Source organism: uncultured Odoribacter sp., from assembly GCF_937966165.1.
Lineage (GTDB): Bacteria > Bacteroidota > Bacteroidia > Bacteroidales > Marinifilaceae > Culturomica.
Genome location: NZ_CALCLB010000006.1, coordinates 104,942 through 120,126, shown reverse-complemented (window position 1 = coordinate 120,126; position 15,185 = coordinate 104,942). Strand labels below are relative to the sequence as shown.

The 15,185-nt window shown below is 39.0% G+C and carries 16 protein-coding genes and 1 tRNA gene; 8 read left to right on the top strand and 9 right to left on the bottom strand.

Features of this window, described 5'->3' with window-relative positions; all coding sequences use genetic code 11:
- Nucleotides 1–156: 156 nt before the first annotated feature.
- Nucleotides 157–1,254: a glycine cleavage system aminomethyltransferase GcvT gene (gene gcvT / locus Q0465_RS02580; protein WP_298612405.1), complete on the bottom strand. Its 1,098-nt coding sequence runs from the start codon at nt 1,252–1,254 to the stop codon at nt 157–159.
- Between the two features lie 394 nt (nt 1,255–1,648).
- Between gcvT and Q0465_RS02575 the strand changes: the two genes are divergently transcribed.
- Complete coding sequence (locus Q0465_RS02575) at nt 1,649–1,999, top strand: STAS domain-containing protein (protein WP_298612402.1); 351 nt, start codon at nt 1,649–1,651, stop codon at nt 1,997–1,999.
- 140 nt (nt 2,000–2,139) lie between these two features.
- Here the strand turns inward: Q0465_RS02575 and Q0465_RS02570 are convergent, their stop codons facing one another.
- Together Q0465_RS02570 and Q0465_RS02565 are read right to left on the bottom strand one after the other, a co-directional pair.
- Nucleotides 2,140–3,141 (bottom strand): ornithine carbamoyltransferase, encoded by a 1,002-nt coding sequence (locus Q0465_RS02570; RefSeq protein ID WP_298612399.1) that lies wholly within the window; start codon nt 3,139–3,141, stop codon nt 2,140–2,142.
- Nucleotides 3,142–3,342: 201 nt separating this feature from the next.
- The gene (locus tag Q0465_RS02565; protein WP_298612396.1) at nt 3,343–4,299 is read right to left on the bottom strand and encodes a carbamate kinase; all 957 of its coding nucleotides are present in this window, start codon (nt 4,297–4,299) and stop codon (nt 3,343–3,345) included.
- A 278-nt stretch (nt 4,300–4,577) separates the two neighbouring features.
- On the opposite strand from Q0465_RS02565, the gene Q0465_RS02560 reads away from it, so the two are divergent.
- The 6 genes from Q0465_RS02560 (at nt 4,578) to Q0465_RS02535 (ending at nt 11,156) form a co-directional block, all read left to right on the top strand.
- On the top strand, nt 4,578–4,889 hold the full coding sequence (locus tag Q0465_RS02560) for a septum formation initiator family protein (protein WP_298612393.1): 312 nt from the start codon (nt 4,578–4,580) through the stop codon (nt 4,887–4,889).
- Nucleotides 4,890–4,891: 2 nt separating this feature from the next.
- Nucleotides 4,892–5,323 carry a Holliday junction resolvase RuvX gene (gene ruvX / locus Q0465_RS02555; protein ID WP_298612390.1) on the top strand — a complete coding sequence of 144 codons (432 nt, stop codon included), beginning with the start codon at nt 4,892–4,894 and terminating at the stop codon, nt 5,321–5,323.
- 14 nt (nt 5,324–5,337) lie between these two features.
- Complete coding sequence (gene def / locus Q0465_RS02550; protein ID WP_298612387.1) at nt 5,338–5,892, top strand: peptide deformylase; 555 nt, start codon at nt 5,338–5,340, stop codon at nt 5,890–5,892.
- 625 nt (nt 5,893–6,517) lie between these two features.
- Nucleotides 6,518–8,206 (top strand): ComEC/Rec2 family competence protein, encoded by a 1,689-nt coding sequence (locus Q0465_RS02545; protein WP_298612384.1) that lies wholly within the window; start codon nt 6,518–6,520, stop codon nt 8,204–8,206.
- 161 nt (nt 8,207–8,367) lie between these two features.
- The gene (gene trkA, locus Q0465_RS02540; RefSeq protein WP_298612381.1) at nt 8,368–9,711 is read left to right on the top strand and encodes a Trk system potassium transporter TrkA; all 1,344 of its coding nucleotides are present in this window, start codon (nt 8,368–8,370) and stop codon (nt 9,709–9,711) included.
- Nucleotides 9,708–11,156, top strand: a complete 1,449-nt coding sequence (locus Q0465_RS02535) for a TrkH family potassium uptake protein (protein WP_298612378.1) — start codon at nt 9,708–9,710, stop codon at nt 11,154–11,156. The genes trkA and Q0465_RS02535 overlap by 4 nt, the downstream gene beginning before the upstream one ends.
- Nucleotides 11,157–11,172: 16 nt before the next feature.
- On the opposite strand, the gene Q0465_RS02530 is transcribed toward Q0465_RS02535, so the two are convergent.
- From Q0465_RS02530 to Q0465_RS02510, 5 genes are all read right to left on the bottom strand, one after another.
- The gene (locus Q0465_RS02530) at nt 11,173–11,778 is read right to left on the bottom strand and encodes an L-threonylcarbamoyladenylate synthase (protein WP_298612375.1); all 606 of its coding nucleotides are present in this window, start codon (nt 11,776–11,778) and stop codon (nt 11,173–11,175) included.
- Nucleotides 11,779–11,783: 5 nt separating this feature from the next.
- The gene (gene fsa / locus Q0465_RS02525; RefSeq protein ID WP_298612372.1) at nt 11,784–12,440 is read right to left on the bottom strand and encodes a fructose-6-phosphate aldolase; all 657 of its coding nucleotides are present in this window, start codon (nt 12,438–12,440) and stop codon (nt 11,784–11,786) included.
- A 113-nt stretch (nt 12,441–12,553) separates the two neighbouring features.
- A complete protein-coding gene (locus Q0465_RS02520) occupies nt 12,554–12,934 on the bottom strand; it encodes a VOC family protein (RefSeq protein WP_298612370.1) in 381 nt (126 codons plus the stop codon).
- Nucleotides 12,935–12,977: 43 nt separating this feature from the next.
- Nucleotides 12,978–13,697 (bottom strand): MBL fold metallo-hydrolase, encoded by a 720-nt coding sequence (locus tag Q0465_RS02515; RefSeq protein WP_298612367.1) that lies wholly within the window; start codon nt 13,695–13,697, stop codon nt 12,978–12,980.
- Entirely contained in the window at nt 13,694–13,963 is a 270-nt protein-coding gene (locus Q0465_RS02510) for a GNAT family N-acetyltransferase (protein ID WP_298612364.1), read from the bottom strand. The genes Q0465_RS02515 and Q0465_RS02510 overlap by 4 nt, the downstream gene beginning before the upstream one ends.
- 409 nt (nt 13,964–14,372) lie before the next feature.
- Between Q0465_RS02510 and Q0465_RS02505 the strand changes: the two genes are divergently transcribed.
- Nucleotides 14,373–14,789 carry a hypothetical protein gene (locus tag Q0465_RS02505; protein WP_298612361.1) on the top strand — a complete coding sequence of 139 codons (417 nt, stop codon included), beginning with the start codon at nt 14,373–14,375 and terminating at the stop codon, nt 14,787–14,789.
- A gap of 155 nt (nt 14,790–14,944) precedes the next feature.
- Here Q0465_RS02505 and Q0465_RS02500 read toward each other — a convergent pair.
- A tRNA-Ser gene (locus tag Q0465_RS02500) sits at nt 14,945–15,032 on the bottom strand.
- Between the last annotated feature and the right edge of the window lie 153 nt (nt 15,033–15,185).

Here is a 15,185-nt window from a genome sequence, read left to right as displayed (position 1 = left end):
GCGAAAACGTTACAAATATGCAATCTTTATCTTTAAAAACATTATTTTTATAGATAATTATTCGCTTTTTCTTTAAAATTTTAATTAGAACTAAAAAAATGCTTTAGTATTTTTATTTTCATCAAATGAATGAATCGTCCCTGTAACGTCCGTCAATTAAAAAAATGGCATTTTTACAATTTTTGCCTTCAACGCTTTATTTCGAACCCGGATATAAATTTCCGTATCCAATTTATGGAAACCGCTTTTCACATATCCGGTACCGATTGATTTACCAGTTAAAGGAGAAACGGTACCTGAACAAACGACTCCGATCTGATTTCCTTCTGCATCTTCAATCGGATAATCCTGACGGGCAATACCTTTATCCAACACCTGAAAGCCCTTTAAATACCTACCCGGTTTCTCTTCTTTCAATTTTTCATGGAAAGCCCGGTTTACGAAATCATTTCCCGGTACAAATTTAGTAATCCATCCTAATCCGGCCTCTATCGGAGAATGCGTATCATCTATTTCATGTCCGTACAGGCAGAACCCGGCTTCTAAACGCAATGTATCACGGGCTCCCAGTCCTATCGGTTTAATTCCGAATTCTTCTCCGGCTTCAAACACAGCCTTCCAGAGTTTATCAGCATCTTCATTATAAGCATATATTTCACAACCGCCGGATCCGGTATAACCGGTAGTAGAGAAGATCACCTTATCTATTCCGGCAAAAGGGATTTCCTTGAATGTATAATATTCCATATCGACAACATTTTCAGTTGTCAATTTCTGCATAGCCTTCAGAGCCAAAGGTCCCTGAACAGCCAATTGGCAAATATTGTCGGATGCATTTTCTAAATCCACTCCGGGTTTCATGCCCATTTCTTCAGCATATTTCAGAATATGATTCCAGTCTTTTTCAATATTAGCAGCATTTACAACCAACAAATATTTCTCCGCGCTAAAACGATATACCAATAAATCATCTACAATCCCCCCTGTTTCATTCGGCAAACAACTATACTGAATTTTTCCGTCAGTTAAAGCAGCTACATCATTAGATGTCACTTTCTGTACCAAATCGAAAGCTTTCGGCCCCTTCACCCAGAATTCTCCCATATGAGAAACATCAAATACCCCGGCTTTTTCCCGAACAGTTATATGTTCATCTTTAATACCTGTATATTCAATAGGCATATTATAGCCGGCAAATGGTGCCATTCTTGCTCCAAGAGCTTCATGAAAATGTGTAAACGGAGTTGTTTTCATCTTTTATATTTTAAAATTTAATAAATCATTGATTTGTTTTCATTTCAATCGTCAGCATAGATTTTCCCTCTCCTCTCAAAATAAATCCGACACATAAACAAATAACCTTTGGCCCTTTCTACAGAACCGCAGGTTTTCCCGTCAACAAAATATCGACCTCATTTTTTCCTTCGCTGCAACTTTACAAAGATACAAGATTTATTCATTTTTACATTTCCTTTCAAAGATTTTTTAATTTCTCCAGCTAAAATAATTCCCCTGCTTCCTTTGAATTTTTCACTTATTTATTTTACCTTTAAATTTTAAATGAATTATGTACAAAACAATACAATTAAAAAGAAATTATACTTATATTCGACATAATAATAATCGATAACTAATTAAAGATAAAGAAATGATCATTAAACTTGATGAAAGGGACGGCATTAAAATTGCAACATTCGCAAGCCTTTCCCTATTTACTTTAGCTGTGACAGAAGAGGTGAAAAATGAACTGAAACCCGTTTTGAATCATCCGGGAACAAAATTAATTTTCAATCTGGAAAATATCGATTTTATTGATAGCAGCGGTATCGGGTGTATTATTTCGTTAGTGAAAACGGCCAAAAGCAGTCATTCGGGAATCAAGATCTGCAACCTTACCAAAGATGTCGAGAGTGTTTTCGAACTGTTACACCTGCAAATGATACTGGAGATCGGAACAGACGTGGAGAGCTGTATAAAGAGCTTCCAAAAAGAAAATTGACAGGTTTCACAACATAAGAAAGGCTGATTGAGTTTCCTCATTCAGCCTTTTTTTCAAACTCGCATCCGCTTTCTATCCGGATTACAATTTTCTAACAGGTTTTTACCCGGCTTTCAGTCAGTTTTACTCTTTCAGACAGCTTAACATCCCAGCGTAGCCACCATGACCGCTTTTATCGTATGCATTCGGTTTTCAGCTTCATCAAACACAATGGAATGAGGAGATTCGAAAACGTCCTCTGTAACTTCCAGGGCCTCCAAACCAAACTGTTTATATACGTCCCGGCCGATAGACGTTTCCAGATTATGGAAAGCGGGCAAACAGTGCATAAACTTGCAATTTTTATTGCCCGTTAATTCCATTACTTTTTTATTTACCTGATAAGGCAATAAGAGATCAATTCTTTCTTTCCAAACGTCCTGAGGTTCCCCCATGGACACCCAAACATCCGTATATAGGAAATCGCAACCTTTAACTCCTTCTGCAACATTATCTGTAACAGTAACTTTCGCTCCCGTTTCAGCGGCAATCTCTTTACAAGTAGAAATTAATTCCGGATCCGGTTGTAATTGTGCGGGAGCAATGATCCGGACATCCATCCCCATTTTAGCCCCTCCTACCATTAAGGAATTTCCCATATTGTAACGGGCATCCCCCAGATAAGCATAAGTAACCTGATTCAGCGGTTTATCCACATGTTCCATCATAGTTAAAAAATCAGCCAATATCTGGGTCGGGTGAAATTCATTGGTCAAGCCATTCCATACGGGAACGCCGGCATACTTAGCCAATTCTTCCACCGTTGCCTGAGTAAACCCTCTGTATTCTATGCCATCAAACATTCTCCCCAACACCCGGGCAGTATCTTTCATAGATTCTTTTTTACCAATCTGAGATCCGGAAGGGCCCAGATAAGTAACATGGGCTCCCTGGTCATGAGCGGCTACCTCAAACGAACAGCGGGTACGGGTAGAGTCTTTTTCAAAAATCAAAGCTATATTTTTTCCCTTTAACCGTGGTTGCTCTGTACCGGTATACTTAGCCTTTTTTAAATCTGCGGCCAACGTCAACATGTATTTGATCTCTTCCGGAGTGAAGTCGAGCAACTTCAAAAAATTCCTGTTTCTTAAATTAAAAGCCATATTCTGTTATTTTAATAGTATTAGTTTTTCTCTTTCCTGTCTGCCTCTACGAATATATTTACTTTAAATCTGATCCCTTACTGTTTTCTCCGCTCCGATTAGCACTTTATGTTTTAAAACAATCGCGGGGAAACAGACAAATGTATATTAAAATTCGGAGAATTGAAATGAAACCTTAAATTTTCAGTCTTCCCTTCCAGCTTAGTCGTACTCCATTGTAATCTTAGAGCCGTAACGTCTGTCCTCCAATTTAGTCGCTTCCGTAATGACAGATTTTTGCCCGCCATTCTTTATAAAATGGAGGCAAGCCCGGATTTTAGGAGCCATACTGCCTTCCCCGAACATGCCAGCTTCCAGATATTTTACCGTATCGGCATAATCCAAAAATTCCAATATTTCCTGAGTCGGTTTCCGATAATCTTTGTATATATAAGGAACATCCGTTAATATATACAATTCATCGGCTTTTACCCGCACTCCAATCATGGCTGAAGCCAAATCCTTATCGATCACCCCTTCTATAGGCTGTAACAGTCCCTCCTCATCAATATACACCGGAATTCCTCCTCCGCCACCCGTTATGACAATACTTCCTGCCCGGGCCATTCGTTCGACCAGGGAAGCATTCTTAAAATCGACCGGAGCCGGTGAAGGTACAACCCGTCGCCATCCGCCCTCTACTTTTATTTCTTCTTTAAATACCCATCCATGTTCTGCATGTAAGCTGTCTGCCTCTTCTTTGGTGTAAATTTTCCCCACCCGCTTCGTCGGATTTTGTAAAGCCGGGTCATGCTGATCCACGACAACCTGAGATATCATAGACACCACATGCCGGCTCAAATTATGTTCTTTCAGGATATTCCGTAAATTCCGTTCGATCATATAACCGATCTGTCCCTGGGAATAAGCAACGCACATATCCAATGACATCGGAGGTAAGCCGTACATCTTTACCCCTGCATCATCACTCAATAAAATATTTCCCACCTGCGGACCATTCCCATGCGTTATTATCAAATTATACCCGTCCCGAATTAAATATACCAAATTTTCCAACGTTTCCCGTATATTTTGATTTTGCTCGGCCATTGTCCCTTTTTGATTTCCCCGGAGAATGGCATTTCCTCCCAAGGCAACCACTGCTAATTTCTTATCCATTTTTACTATTTGTTAGATTGTGTTTTTGTTTTGATCACAACGTTTACAAATTTAAAGAATCCCCGGGTGCGAAAAAAGTCAAAAAACAAGTTTTTTATAAAATTAAATCATTGAAAATCAATTATAAGTATAATTATTCCGTCATTATTTATAAATATGCAGCGTAAAAAATCATTTTTTATGAAAACGTTTGAATTACTATAAAAATTAAAATATTCCGATTGGAAAGTAAAAACAGTATTATTGTATCTGTAATTACTTTTTTATAAATTTGCAGCATGCTGGAGGATCAAAAATATAAGTTGAGGCAAGTATTCCGGAAATTTACGAACAAGTACCTTTTTGTAGGTATACTTTTTTTAGTATGGATTGCCTTTTTCGACAAAAATAGTTTTGTCGAAAAAATGCAGTTACGGCATAAAATCAAAACCCTTACAGAACAAAAAGAGTATTATCAAAAAACCATAGAGGACGATAACCGGAAAATACAAGAACTCCTCAGTAACCGGGATAATTTGGAAAAGTTTGCCCGTGAACAATACCTGATGAAAAACAGCAATGAAGATATTTATATTATTGTAGACGAATAAAAGTGGGAAGAATTTTAGCTATTGATTACGGAAAGAAGCGGGTAGGTATTGCCGTTACAGATCCCGGACGCATTATTGCTACTGGTTTACAAACCGTACTTTCCCATGAAGTTTTAAAATTCCTTCAGGAATACATTGCCAGAGAAAAAGTCGACCTTTTCGTTGTGGGTTATCCCAAACAGATGGACAATACGGATTCAGAAAGTATGACGTATATTATCCCTTTTCTCAAAGCGCTCCAACGTAAATTCCCGGATATACCGGTAGAAATGTACGACGAACGTTTTACTTCAGTAATGGCACACAAAGCCTTAATTGAAGGAGGAGCAAAGAAAAAAATACGGCAGGATAAAGCTTTAATTGACAAAATGAGTGCAACGATTATACTGACTTCTTATATGGAAGCCCAGAGAAGAGGAAACACAGAAAACTAAAATAAAACGAAATTATGTACTTACCAATTTATATATACGGACATCCTGTTTTAAGAAAAGTTTCTGAAGATATTCCGGCCGATTATCCCGGACTGACCAAATTTTTAGAAGATATGTTTCAGACCATGGACGAAGCTGACGGCGTAGGACTTGCAGCCCCCCAGGTCGGGAAAAATATACGGATATTTGTAGTAGACGGAAATGCTTTTGAAGAAATAGATCCCGATTGTAGAGGTTTTCGTAAAGCTTTTATCAATGCCCATATCCTCGAACGTTCCGGTGAGGAAGTCAGCAGAAATGAAGGTTGTCTGAGTATCCCCGGTATACACGAAGATGTCAGACGCAAAGACAAAATACGAATAGCCTATCGGGATGAAAATGGCGTACAACGGGAAGAAGAGTATGAGGGAATTAAAGCCTGGATTATCCAGCACGAATACGATCACCTGGACGGCATACTCTTTACAGACCATCTTTCCGCCCTGAAAAAGAGAATTCTGAAAAATAAACTCAATAATCTCTCTCTGGGAAAATTCAAAGCGGCTTACCGGGTTATTCTGCCCAAATAAAGATCCGGATATGCAAATAGAGGGAAGCTTATGGCAGAACCGAATACTGGATGGAGAGCACGGAGTAAAGGATTAGGGAAGTAAAGGTAATTCCTACCTGATAAAGGTTTATCTGACGACCCGCTGATTTATAAATCTTTGTCCGGATTTATTTTTAATCCAGAAGGTTTGTCTTGCCAATCAGCTCCTAAAGGAAATACTCCCCCAGATTCTAATCATTGACATGCTTAAAATTTTTATGCGTTTACATGCCTGAACAATTCCCCATTTAAATATTTATACGCCTGAACACTTAAACATTTTACCATTTAACCGATATGACTTTCAGTTATTTTTTGTAACTTGTGTAACTGATTCATTCTAAAGAGATGGTGTAAGCAATAAATTTCATATTTATCCTTTTTTCTTCCCCCTACTCCTTTTGATAGCAGGCATAGGATGCGGAACATTATTTTATTTACCGTTTCCGTTTTTTTATACGGGCCTCTTTTCGGCTCTTTTCATTTCTTTTTTTAAATCCTCAAAAAACATATTCAGTATACTTCTCTATATCAGTATCTTTCTATGTGGTTGGGTAAATGCCGCTCAGGATGCCCGGCATTCCGAAATACAAGGAGAACACTATATGCAATGCGAATGTAAAGAGCCGTTAGGGAAAGGGAACTATATCCTACAAGCCTCCGGCCGGCTTTTCTATTTTCATTATACTGACAGTCTCTCTTTTATTCCGGGAGATTCCCTGAGTTTTGCCTGCAAAATCTATCCCCTCCGCACTTTTAATACAGAAGGAGCCTTTCATTATCATCATTATCTGAAACAAAAAAAGGTGCATTTCCGACTTCTCCCTCTCAGTCGTATCGGGAAAAAAGGACACTCCCGCACCCTTTTCACTTTTTTTCAGCGTCTCCGCCACCGGATGCTCCGGAAAATGGACAAGTTGATTTCCGACCCAACTCACCGGGCCCTTCTGGAAGCTCTCTGCCTGGGTTATAAAAACGATTTGGACTCCAATACGAAATCTCTTTTTTCAACCACCGGAACCATACACTTGCTCGCTGTCTCCGGACTACATACCGGCGCTATTTACGGTTTACTTGCTTTTTTATTCGGGATAACCGGAATCCGTAAACCTTTAACCCGCTTACTCATTATTCCCCTGTTAGGAGCTTATGCCTGTATAACAGGACTTTCTCCTTCCGTAGTACGCTCAGCCACCATTCTTTCCTTTATACTTATCGGAAAAGCTTTCGACAAAAATTACATTCCCCTCAATTCTGTAGCAGCCTCTGCTTTTCTAACCTTAATCGTACAACCCGACAGTCTGTACTCTATCAGTTTTCAAATGTCCTATGCCGCTTATACGGGGATTCTCATTTTCTACCCTTTTTTAAACCGCTTTACCCGGCAATTTCCCAAAATAATTGCTCATTTCTGCTCTTTAGCCTGGCTGTCCATTGCAGCCCAGCTGACCACCCTCCCCCTTTGTATTTATTATTTTCACAACATCAGCTTAAACAGCTTTCTGCTGAATATAATCGCTATTCCTTTAACCACCCTATTATTATACATAACAATCATTATCCTGCTTTTGCCCCTGACGATAGGATTAAAACTTATCTTTTTAACCGATTCTCTCTGCAGACTACTTTTTATAAGTCTCCAGCATTTTACAGCCATCAACTGGCAATGGAAAAATCTCTATCCTACTTTTATTCACCTCCTTCTCGCTTATTCCAATCTTATCTTTTTTTCCTTTTTCTGCCAAAAGAGAAAAAAGAAATATTTTTGTCTCACTGCCATAGCGCTTATCTTTTGGTTAATCTTTGCCTGTTTTTATAATCTGCAACTCCATTCTTCCCGGGAACTAGTCCTCTTTCATCGCCAAGGCAAAAGTTGTATTCTTCTCAATTATTGCGGAAAGTATAGCTTTTTAAAGAACGAGCTGGATTCTTCCGAGTGGAAGTATATACTGCCGTATATTCAAAAAAACCGGCTGCTTCCCTTTCCTCCCAACGACGGTTTGCTAAGCCGCGAATGGAAGTATGTATCCCACACTCTTACTTTCTCCAACAAGCAGATCCGGCTGATCGAAACAGCACATCCGGCAGATGACCTTTCCGGAACATTGATTATCACTGGAAATATTTTCCCTCAAAAACTCTTTCAACATACAAATTTTCCAATTCAGGCGGTCTTTCTGGATGCATCCAATTCTTTCTTTTGTACACGGGAATGGGAAAAATACTGCAAAAAAAGACAAATTCCTCTTTATAAAACAGAAGAAAAAGGATGTATCCGGATACCCCTGCTATAAAACCGGAAAGAGATACCCGAAACAAACGTTTAAATTTAAAATGTTTATAAAACCAGCTGGCAAAAGGAAAACAACATGACTAAAATAAATAACCGTTTATTGCAGATTCAATTGCTTTTAGTTTAAATTTGCAGTCTTAATCACTCGGAAAAACAGACCTTATGAATATTGTGATAGCAGGAGCCGGAGCTGTAGGAACGCATCTTGCCAAGATGCTCAGCAGACAGGAACATAACATTCTGCTCATCGACTCGGATCCGGCAAAAATCGAAAATCTGGAAAGTCAACTGGATATAATGTCAGTAGTCGGATCCTGTACTTCTATAGGAGCTCTTAAAGATGCAGAAGTGGGGAAATGTGATCTTTATATCGCAGTTAATCCTTCTGAAGACCAAAATATCAATTCCGCAATCCTTGCAAAAAAACTGGGAGCAAAGCGTACAATTGCCCGGGTAAATAACAGCGAATACCTGGAAAGCGAAAACGCCGAATACCTGAGATCCATAGGAATTGACACCTTAATTTATCCCGAACGGTTAGCTGCAGAAGAAATTGTCGCTTCCTTAAAACAAATCGGTTCCCGGCAATTACATGAATTTTCGGATGGCCGGCTGATATTAATCGGCATCAAATTATGGGATAATGCCCTTATCCTCAATCATACCCTGGCAAAAATGGGTGAAATTTACGGTGCCGACGAATTTCGTCTGGTAGCTATTAAACGCGATAACAGAACGATTATCCCCCGGGGAAACGATACCTTAAAATACGGGGATCTCATTTTTGTCGTAACCAAACCGACTTTTGTTCACAATGTGTTTGCTTTATGCGGAAAAGAACAATTCGAAATCAAGAATATTGTTATTGTCGGAGCATCCCGTATCGGAATCAAAACAGCCTCTTTGCTGGAAAAACACTATAATGTGAAGATTATCGAAAAAGACCGGGAAAAATGTATACAGCTGGCAGATAAACTCAAATCCACCTTAATTATTAACGGAGACGGACGGGACATGACGCTTTTACGGGAAGAAGGGATTAAAAATATAGATGCTTTTATCAGTGTCACTCATTCTTCTGAAACCAATATTCTCTCCTGTTTACTGGCGAAAAAAATGGGAGTGAAAAAAAGCGTAGCCGAAGTCGAAAATATCGATTATATTGATCTGGCCGAAAACATAGGAATCGGTACTTTAATCAATACAAAACTGATCGTAGCCTCCCATATCTACCGGTATACCATGAATGTAGATGTAAAACATTTAAAGTTTCTTACATTCTCAGAAGCCGAGGTATTTGAAATGGAGGCTGAAACCGGTTCTAAAATTACCAGGCATCAATTAAAAGATATGAATTTCCCGGAAGGTGCCATTATAGGAGGGGTGATACGGGGGACTGAAACGATCATTGCAAAGGGAGACGTACAGATCCAGGCCGGAGATAATGTCGTTATTTTTGCTCTTCAATCGGCAATTAAGAAAGTTATAAAATATTTTCAAAGATGATAAATATCCGGTTTATCATAAACCTTCTCGGCAAACTGATGCTGATTGAAAGTGCCTGTTTTGTACTTTGCGTACTGCTTTCTCTCCTCTATGGAGAAAAAGACACACCGGCTTTTTTTTATTCCGCTTTAATTACCGGAGGTACGGGAGCAATCATGGCTTTTGGCGTAAAAGCCAATGACAAGGTATTAGCTAAAAAAGACGGTTACTTTACAGTCACTTTTATCTGGGTCTTTTTCTCTTTATTCGGTTGTCTCCCTTTTATTCTGGGAGGTACGATTCCTTCTTTCCCGGATGCTTTTTTCGAAACAATGTCTGGTTTTACAACAACCGGATCTTCTGTATTAAATGATATCGAATCCCTTCCCCATGCTTCTCTGTTCTGGCGGTCCATGACGCAATGGCTGGGAGGATTGGGAATTGCAGTACTGTTCCTGGCCATATTGCCCAGTTTAGGAATAGAAGGAAGGGATCTTTATGTGGCAGAAGTACCGGGACCCACCCATAATAAAATGGCTGCCACTTTTTATTCTTCTGCCCGGAAATTATGGCTATTTTACCTCTTTTTTACCCTTCTGGAAGCGGTATTGCTTTTCCTCGGAGGAATGGATATCTTCGATTCGGTCTGTCATTCTTTTACAACCATGGCAACCGGAGGTTTTTCTACAAAACAGGATAGCCTTGCCTATTGGAATTCTCCTTATATCCAATATGTCATCATCATTTTTATGTGTATTGCGGCCACCAATTTCGGTCTCTTCTATGCAGCCTTGAAGGGAGATGTGAAAAAACTCTTACACGACGAAGAATTCCGTTGGTATATGATTCTTATTCTGGGAGCTACAGTTATTATTGCTTCCGGCCTTTATTGGATAAATTGGGGAGGAGGAGAAAAATGTTTCCGGGATGCTCTTTTCCAAGTAGTCAGTATTATGACCACTACAGGATTTGCCACGGCAGATTATTTATACTGGCCCACATTATTAGGATTAATTCTCTTTCTCCTGATGTTTATCGGTTCTTGCGCAGGTTCTACCGCCGGAGGAATTAAAGTTATCCGCGTAGTTTTATTATTCAAGAATTCCTTTACAGAAATGAAACGGATAATTCACCCCAACGCCGTCATTAATGTAAAATACAATACCAAAAGTGTGCATCCTACCATTATGACCGGGGTAATGGGATTCTTTATATTATTTATGATTGTCTTCAGTATCGGAAGCATTATCATGGCTTTTTTCACAGAAGATATTGCAACAGCCTGTAGTGCGGTTATTACCAGTCTAAGCAATATTGGTCCGGGTTTTGGGAGCTTAGGCCCTATGGACAATTTTTCGCACCTCAGTGACGCGGCAAAACTGTTCCTGGCCGCCTTAATGCTGATCGGACGTCTGGAAGTATTTACAGTTCTTGTTCTCTTTACAAAAGCTTTTTGGAAAAAATAGAATCGAAACGGAGTTCTTACAATTCTCCTATTCCCTGTCTTACGACCTGCATCTCCTCTCCTGTAAAATCCACAATTGTAGAGGCGACATTCTGGCCATATCCTCCGTCTATCACTACATCTACCAGTTTACCATACTTTTCGTGAATTAATTCCGGATCCGTCATATATTCTACAACCTCATCATCGTCGTGTACAGAAGTCGTAAGCAAAGGATTTCCCAATTCCTCAACAACCGCTCTGACAATATAATTATCCGGAATCCGGATACCTATCGTCTTTCGTCTGTTCATCAGCACATTGGGCAATTTAGAAGTAGCATTCAGAATAAAAGTAAAAGGTCCCGGTAAATGCCTTTTCATGATTTTAAAAACCTCATTACTGACTTTGGCATAAAGCGCAATATCGCTTAAATCCCGGCAAATCATCGAAAAATCGGCCTTTTCGGGTTTGACTCCTTTCAAAGCACACACCCGCTGAACCGCTTTCACCTGGTTGATGGCACATCCGATAGCATATACCGTATCAGTCGGATAAATAATTACTCCGCCTGTTTTCAGTATATCTACAATTTTGAGGATATCCCTTGTGTTGGGATTATCCTCAAATAATTTTATAAGCATGATTTTTATGAATTTACCTTGCGATAATCTTCTAAAAATTTGGCCAGGCCACTATCTGTCAGCGGATGTTTCAACAATCCCTTAATAGCACTTAACGGACAAGTAGCAACATCTGCTCCGGCTTCTATACATTGGATAATGTGCTGAGTAGACCGGATAGAAGCTGCTAAAACCTGAGTCTGGAAACCATAATAACGATACATATCGACTATTTTTTCCACTAATTCTATACCGTCACTGGCAATATCATCCAGACGACCGACAAAAGGAGAAACATAAGTAGCCCCGGCCTTGGCAGCCAATAAAGCTTGGCCCGGAGAAAATACCAAAGTACAATTCGTACGAATCCCATTGTCCGTAAAATATTTGATCGCCCGGATACCATCTGCAATACAAGGCACTTTTACGACAATATTCGGATGCAACGCAGCCAGCTCAGTCCCCTCTTTGATCATTCCCTCATAGTCTGTGGAAATTACTTCGGCACTAACGTCACCTTTTACAATCTCACAAATAGCAATGTAATGCTTTTTACAGTTTTCTTCCCCCTTTATCCCTTCTTTAGCCATCAATGAGGGATTGGTTGTCACTCCGTCCAATACGCCAAGGTCATTAGCTTCGCGAATTTGATCCAAATTAGCCGTGTCGATAAAAAATTTCATAATCTGGTTGAATTTATTAGTATCAAAATACAAAAATTTATTGTCAGTAGCGGAGCAAAATTAGGATTTTATCGGCAATAAAACTACTGGAAGAATATAATTTATTTTATCCTTTATTGCTGAACCGGTAATATTTCAATCCAGTATCCATCGGGATCCGTAATAAAATATAGTCCCATTTGCGTATTTTCATAACATACCCATCCTTGTTGCCGGTGATACTCCCTGATTTTCTCATAATCCCCTTCCACCCGCACACAGAGATGAAACTCCCCTTCTCCCAAATCATAAGCTTCTTTACGATCCCTCAGCCAGGTCAGTTCTAATGTAAAATCAGTTTTCCCATCTCCCAGATATACCAGTATAAAAGAACCATCCCCGCCTGTTTTACGCTTTGTTTCCTTTAATCCCAAAGCTTCTGCATAAAAGTGTATACTCTTTTCCAAATCCATTACATTGAAGTTGTAATGATCAAATCTGCTTTTTATTTCCATTTCCTTAAAGTTAATCTATTCTTTTTAAGATACTTATATAAGTTCAAAATTCTGCACTTTGTCCGGGATGCGTCCAGGTTATAAACCGGCAACCCTTTTTTTCCGCATATTCCCGTAAAGCATTCGCCTTATCATACTTTTCCCAAAAATGCATGGGAGCAAAACAAAGGGGATGAATGCGGTCAATAAATTGACGGGCACCCCGCATATAATCTTTTCCAAGCCGGGGATCTACAGGGAAAAGAGCCAAATCTAATTCTTTTGTATCCCGGGCCAATATTTCCAGTTCCTGTAAAAAATGATTTTCATATTCCTGAACTTCTGTTGCTGTGGATTCCTCTGCCCAATGCCAATTATTTAAATCGCCTGCATGAAATATACTTTTCCCCTCTCCTTCTATCAAAAAAGAAATTCCGACATCCGTCGACCCATAAGCCTTAACTTTCAATAGCTCATCATTCCAGCTATCCGATTTTTTCATAAAAACACAATGTGACGGCAAAGAATCTATAGGCACTTTCACATCCCCTGAAAAAATATATTGCAAATCCGGCCGCTGCTCTGCCCACTGCAGAATTTCCGGATTATAATGATCCGGATGTGCATGAGATACCAACACATATAAACGACCCGGGTAATGATTCAATAATTCTGAAATAAGTTTTTTATTTTCCGTTTTTCCCTCTCTGTAATAATCTATCACCACAACAAAATACTTGCCTTGAAGAATAAAACCACTGTGATAAATATAGATCAGTTTCATAATTTCCTCAACTTCATGTGTTTTTCAATATAAGAACGGATAAAAGGACAACTGGCAACAATTTTCATATGTTTCGTCTCAGCAACTTGCAAAGCCGCTTTTGCCAGAGCAGAACCTACTCCTTTTCCACGCAGTTCTTCGGGAACAAAAGTAGCAATAAAATCCATTCCGCCCGGAATTATTTTATACTCTACATAGGCCAGAGAACCGCCTTCCTTATATTCAAAACGATGCTCTTTTTCATTCTGCTTTATTTCTGTTTTCATTTTCTTAAATTTTATTTTCCTTTATGTACGCTATATCCTCCGGAATAGATACTTTAAATTTATTCCCTAGGCAAGCTCTAAACAAACAGGTCTCATTTTTACATTCTTATCTCTACTTAAAAACAGACTTATACGCCATTCTCCGAAAAGGAATTCAGTTCGGAAAATTAACGGATAAAAGATAAAGAATAAAATACTTTTCCAAACCAGCAGAACCCTGGAAATGAGGGACAATCCAGCTTTTTGCTATTTTCGAAGTCCCCTTCACACACTTTAGAATTATATAGTACAATTTATTGATGAACAACACAATAATTAATAAACATAATCGATTATTGGGAAACATTCTGTCACTCAATCCGTTAAAAACTATACAATTAAAATAAACTAATTATTAAATCAGAAAGTTATGAATAATTTGAGAAATGACGAAAACAGATTTCAGAGTGAAGAAGAAAATAGAGTTCATTCTGATCGGGTGGAGAGAATGGAAAATAATCTCAAAGGAAATACTACTGACTATGCCGACCGGCAGACAGACAAAGCAGAAAGAAAAATGGATAAAGCCGACAAGAAACTAGACAAAGCCGATGAAGCTCATAACAAAGCCGATGAAGAACGTGCAAAAGGGAACTACAACAGTGCTGAACGTCAAGAAAATAAGGCTGATAAAAAAATAGATAAAGCAGAAAAGAAAATGGATAAAGCGCATGAAGCCAACCGGGAAGCCGATCGTTCCGACTGGAATACAAACGAAAATGATCGTACCTATAATACCGGTACTTTCAGAGATCAGGATACCATCCATGGAAAAACCCAACATTGATCCTCTTCTGAAAACTTCTTTTTATAAGAAATCTTAGTAGATCAAAAATCCCTCTGTGCATCATTGCATAGAGGGATTTTTACAAGGTAAGGAAACGCAAATCTTTTGTACGGCATTAGGTGACAAAAGAACCGTCCCCCTGTCACATTTTAGGGCGGAGAGAGGGGGATTCGAACCCCCGGTACCCTAATCGGATACGACAGTTTAGCAAACTGTTGGTTTCAGCCACTCACCCATCTCTCCAGGGTGCTGAATGATATTGCATACTTGCGGTCACAAAAGTAGTGCTTTAAATTGAACTAACAAATTTTTATGTCATTTTTATACCGGATACTTCAGAAAAAAGTTATTAAAGAGAATATTTCCATTAAATAGGAGATCCGGCAATCTTTTGTA

Coding starts and splice junctions, on each gene's coding strand:
- gcvT (WP_298612405.1), bottom strand. CDS start 1,254: ATGAAAACAACTCCGTTTACACATTTTCATGAAGCTCTTGGAGCAAGA.
- Q0465_RS02575 (WP_298612402.1), top strand. CDS start 1,649: ATGATCATTAAACTTGATGAAAGGGACGGCATTAAAATTGCAACATTC.
- Q0465_RS02570 (WP_298612399.1), bottom strand. CDS start 3,141: ATGGCTTTTAATTTAAGAAACAGGAATTTTTTGAAGTTGCTCGACTTC.
- Q0465_RS02565 (WP_298612396.1), bottom strand. CDS start 4,299: ATGGATAAGAAATTAGCAGTGGTTGCCTTGGGAGGAAATGCCATTCTC.
- Q0465_RS02560 (WP_298612393.1), top strand. CDS start 4,578: ATGCTGGAGGATCAAAAATATAAGTTGAGGCAAGTATTCCGGAAATTT.
- def (WP_298612387.1), top strand. CDS start 5,338: ATGTACTTACCAATTTATATATACGGACATCCTGTTTTAAGAAAAGTT.
- Q0465_RS02545 (WP_298612384.1), top strand. CDS start 6,518: ATGCAATGCGAATGTAAAGAGCCGTTAGGGAAAGGGAACTATATCCTA.
- trkA (WP_298612381.1), top strand. CDS start 8,368: ATGAATATTGTGATAGCAGGAGCCGGAGCTGTAGGAACGCATCTTGCC.
- Q0465_RS02535 (WP_298612378.1), top strand. CDS start 9,708: ATGATAAATATCCGGTTTATCATAAACCTTCTCGGCAAACTGATGCTG.
- Q0465_RS02530 (WP_298612375.1), bottom strand. CDS start 11,778: ATGCTTATAAAATTATTTGAGGATAATCCCAACACAAGGGATATCCTC.
- fsa (WP_298612372.1), bottom strand. CDS start 12,440: ATGAAATTTTTTATCGACACGGCTAATTTGGATCAAATTCGCGAAGCT.
- Q0465_RS02520 (WP_298612370.1), bottom strand. CDS start 12,934: ATGGAAATAAAAAGCAGATTTGATCATTACAACTTCAATGTAATGGAT.
- Q0465_RS02515 (WP_298612367.1), bottom strand. CDS start 13,697: ATGAAACTGATCTATATTTATCACAGTGGTTTTATTCTTCAAGGCAAG.
- Q0465_RS02510 (WP_298612364.1), bottom strand. CDS start 13,963: ATGAAAACAGAAATAAAGCAGAATGAAAAAGAGCATCGTTTTGAATAT.
- Q0465_RS02505 (WP_298612361.1), top strand. CDS start 14,373: ATGAATAATTTGAGAAATGACGAAAACAGATTTCAGAGTGAAGAAGAA.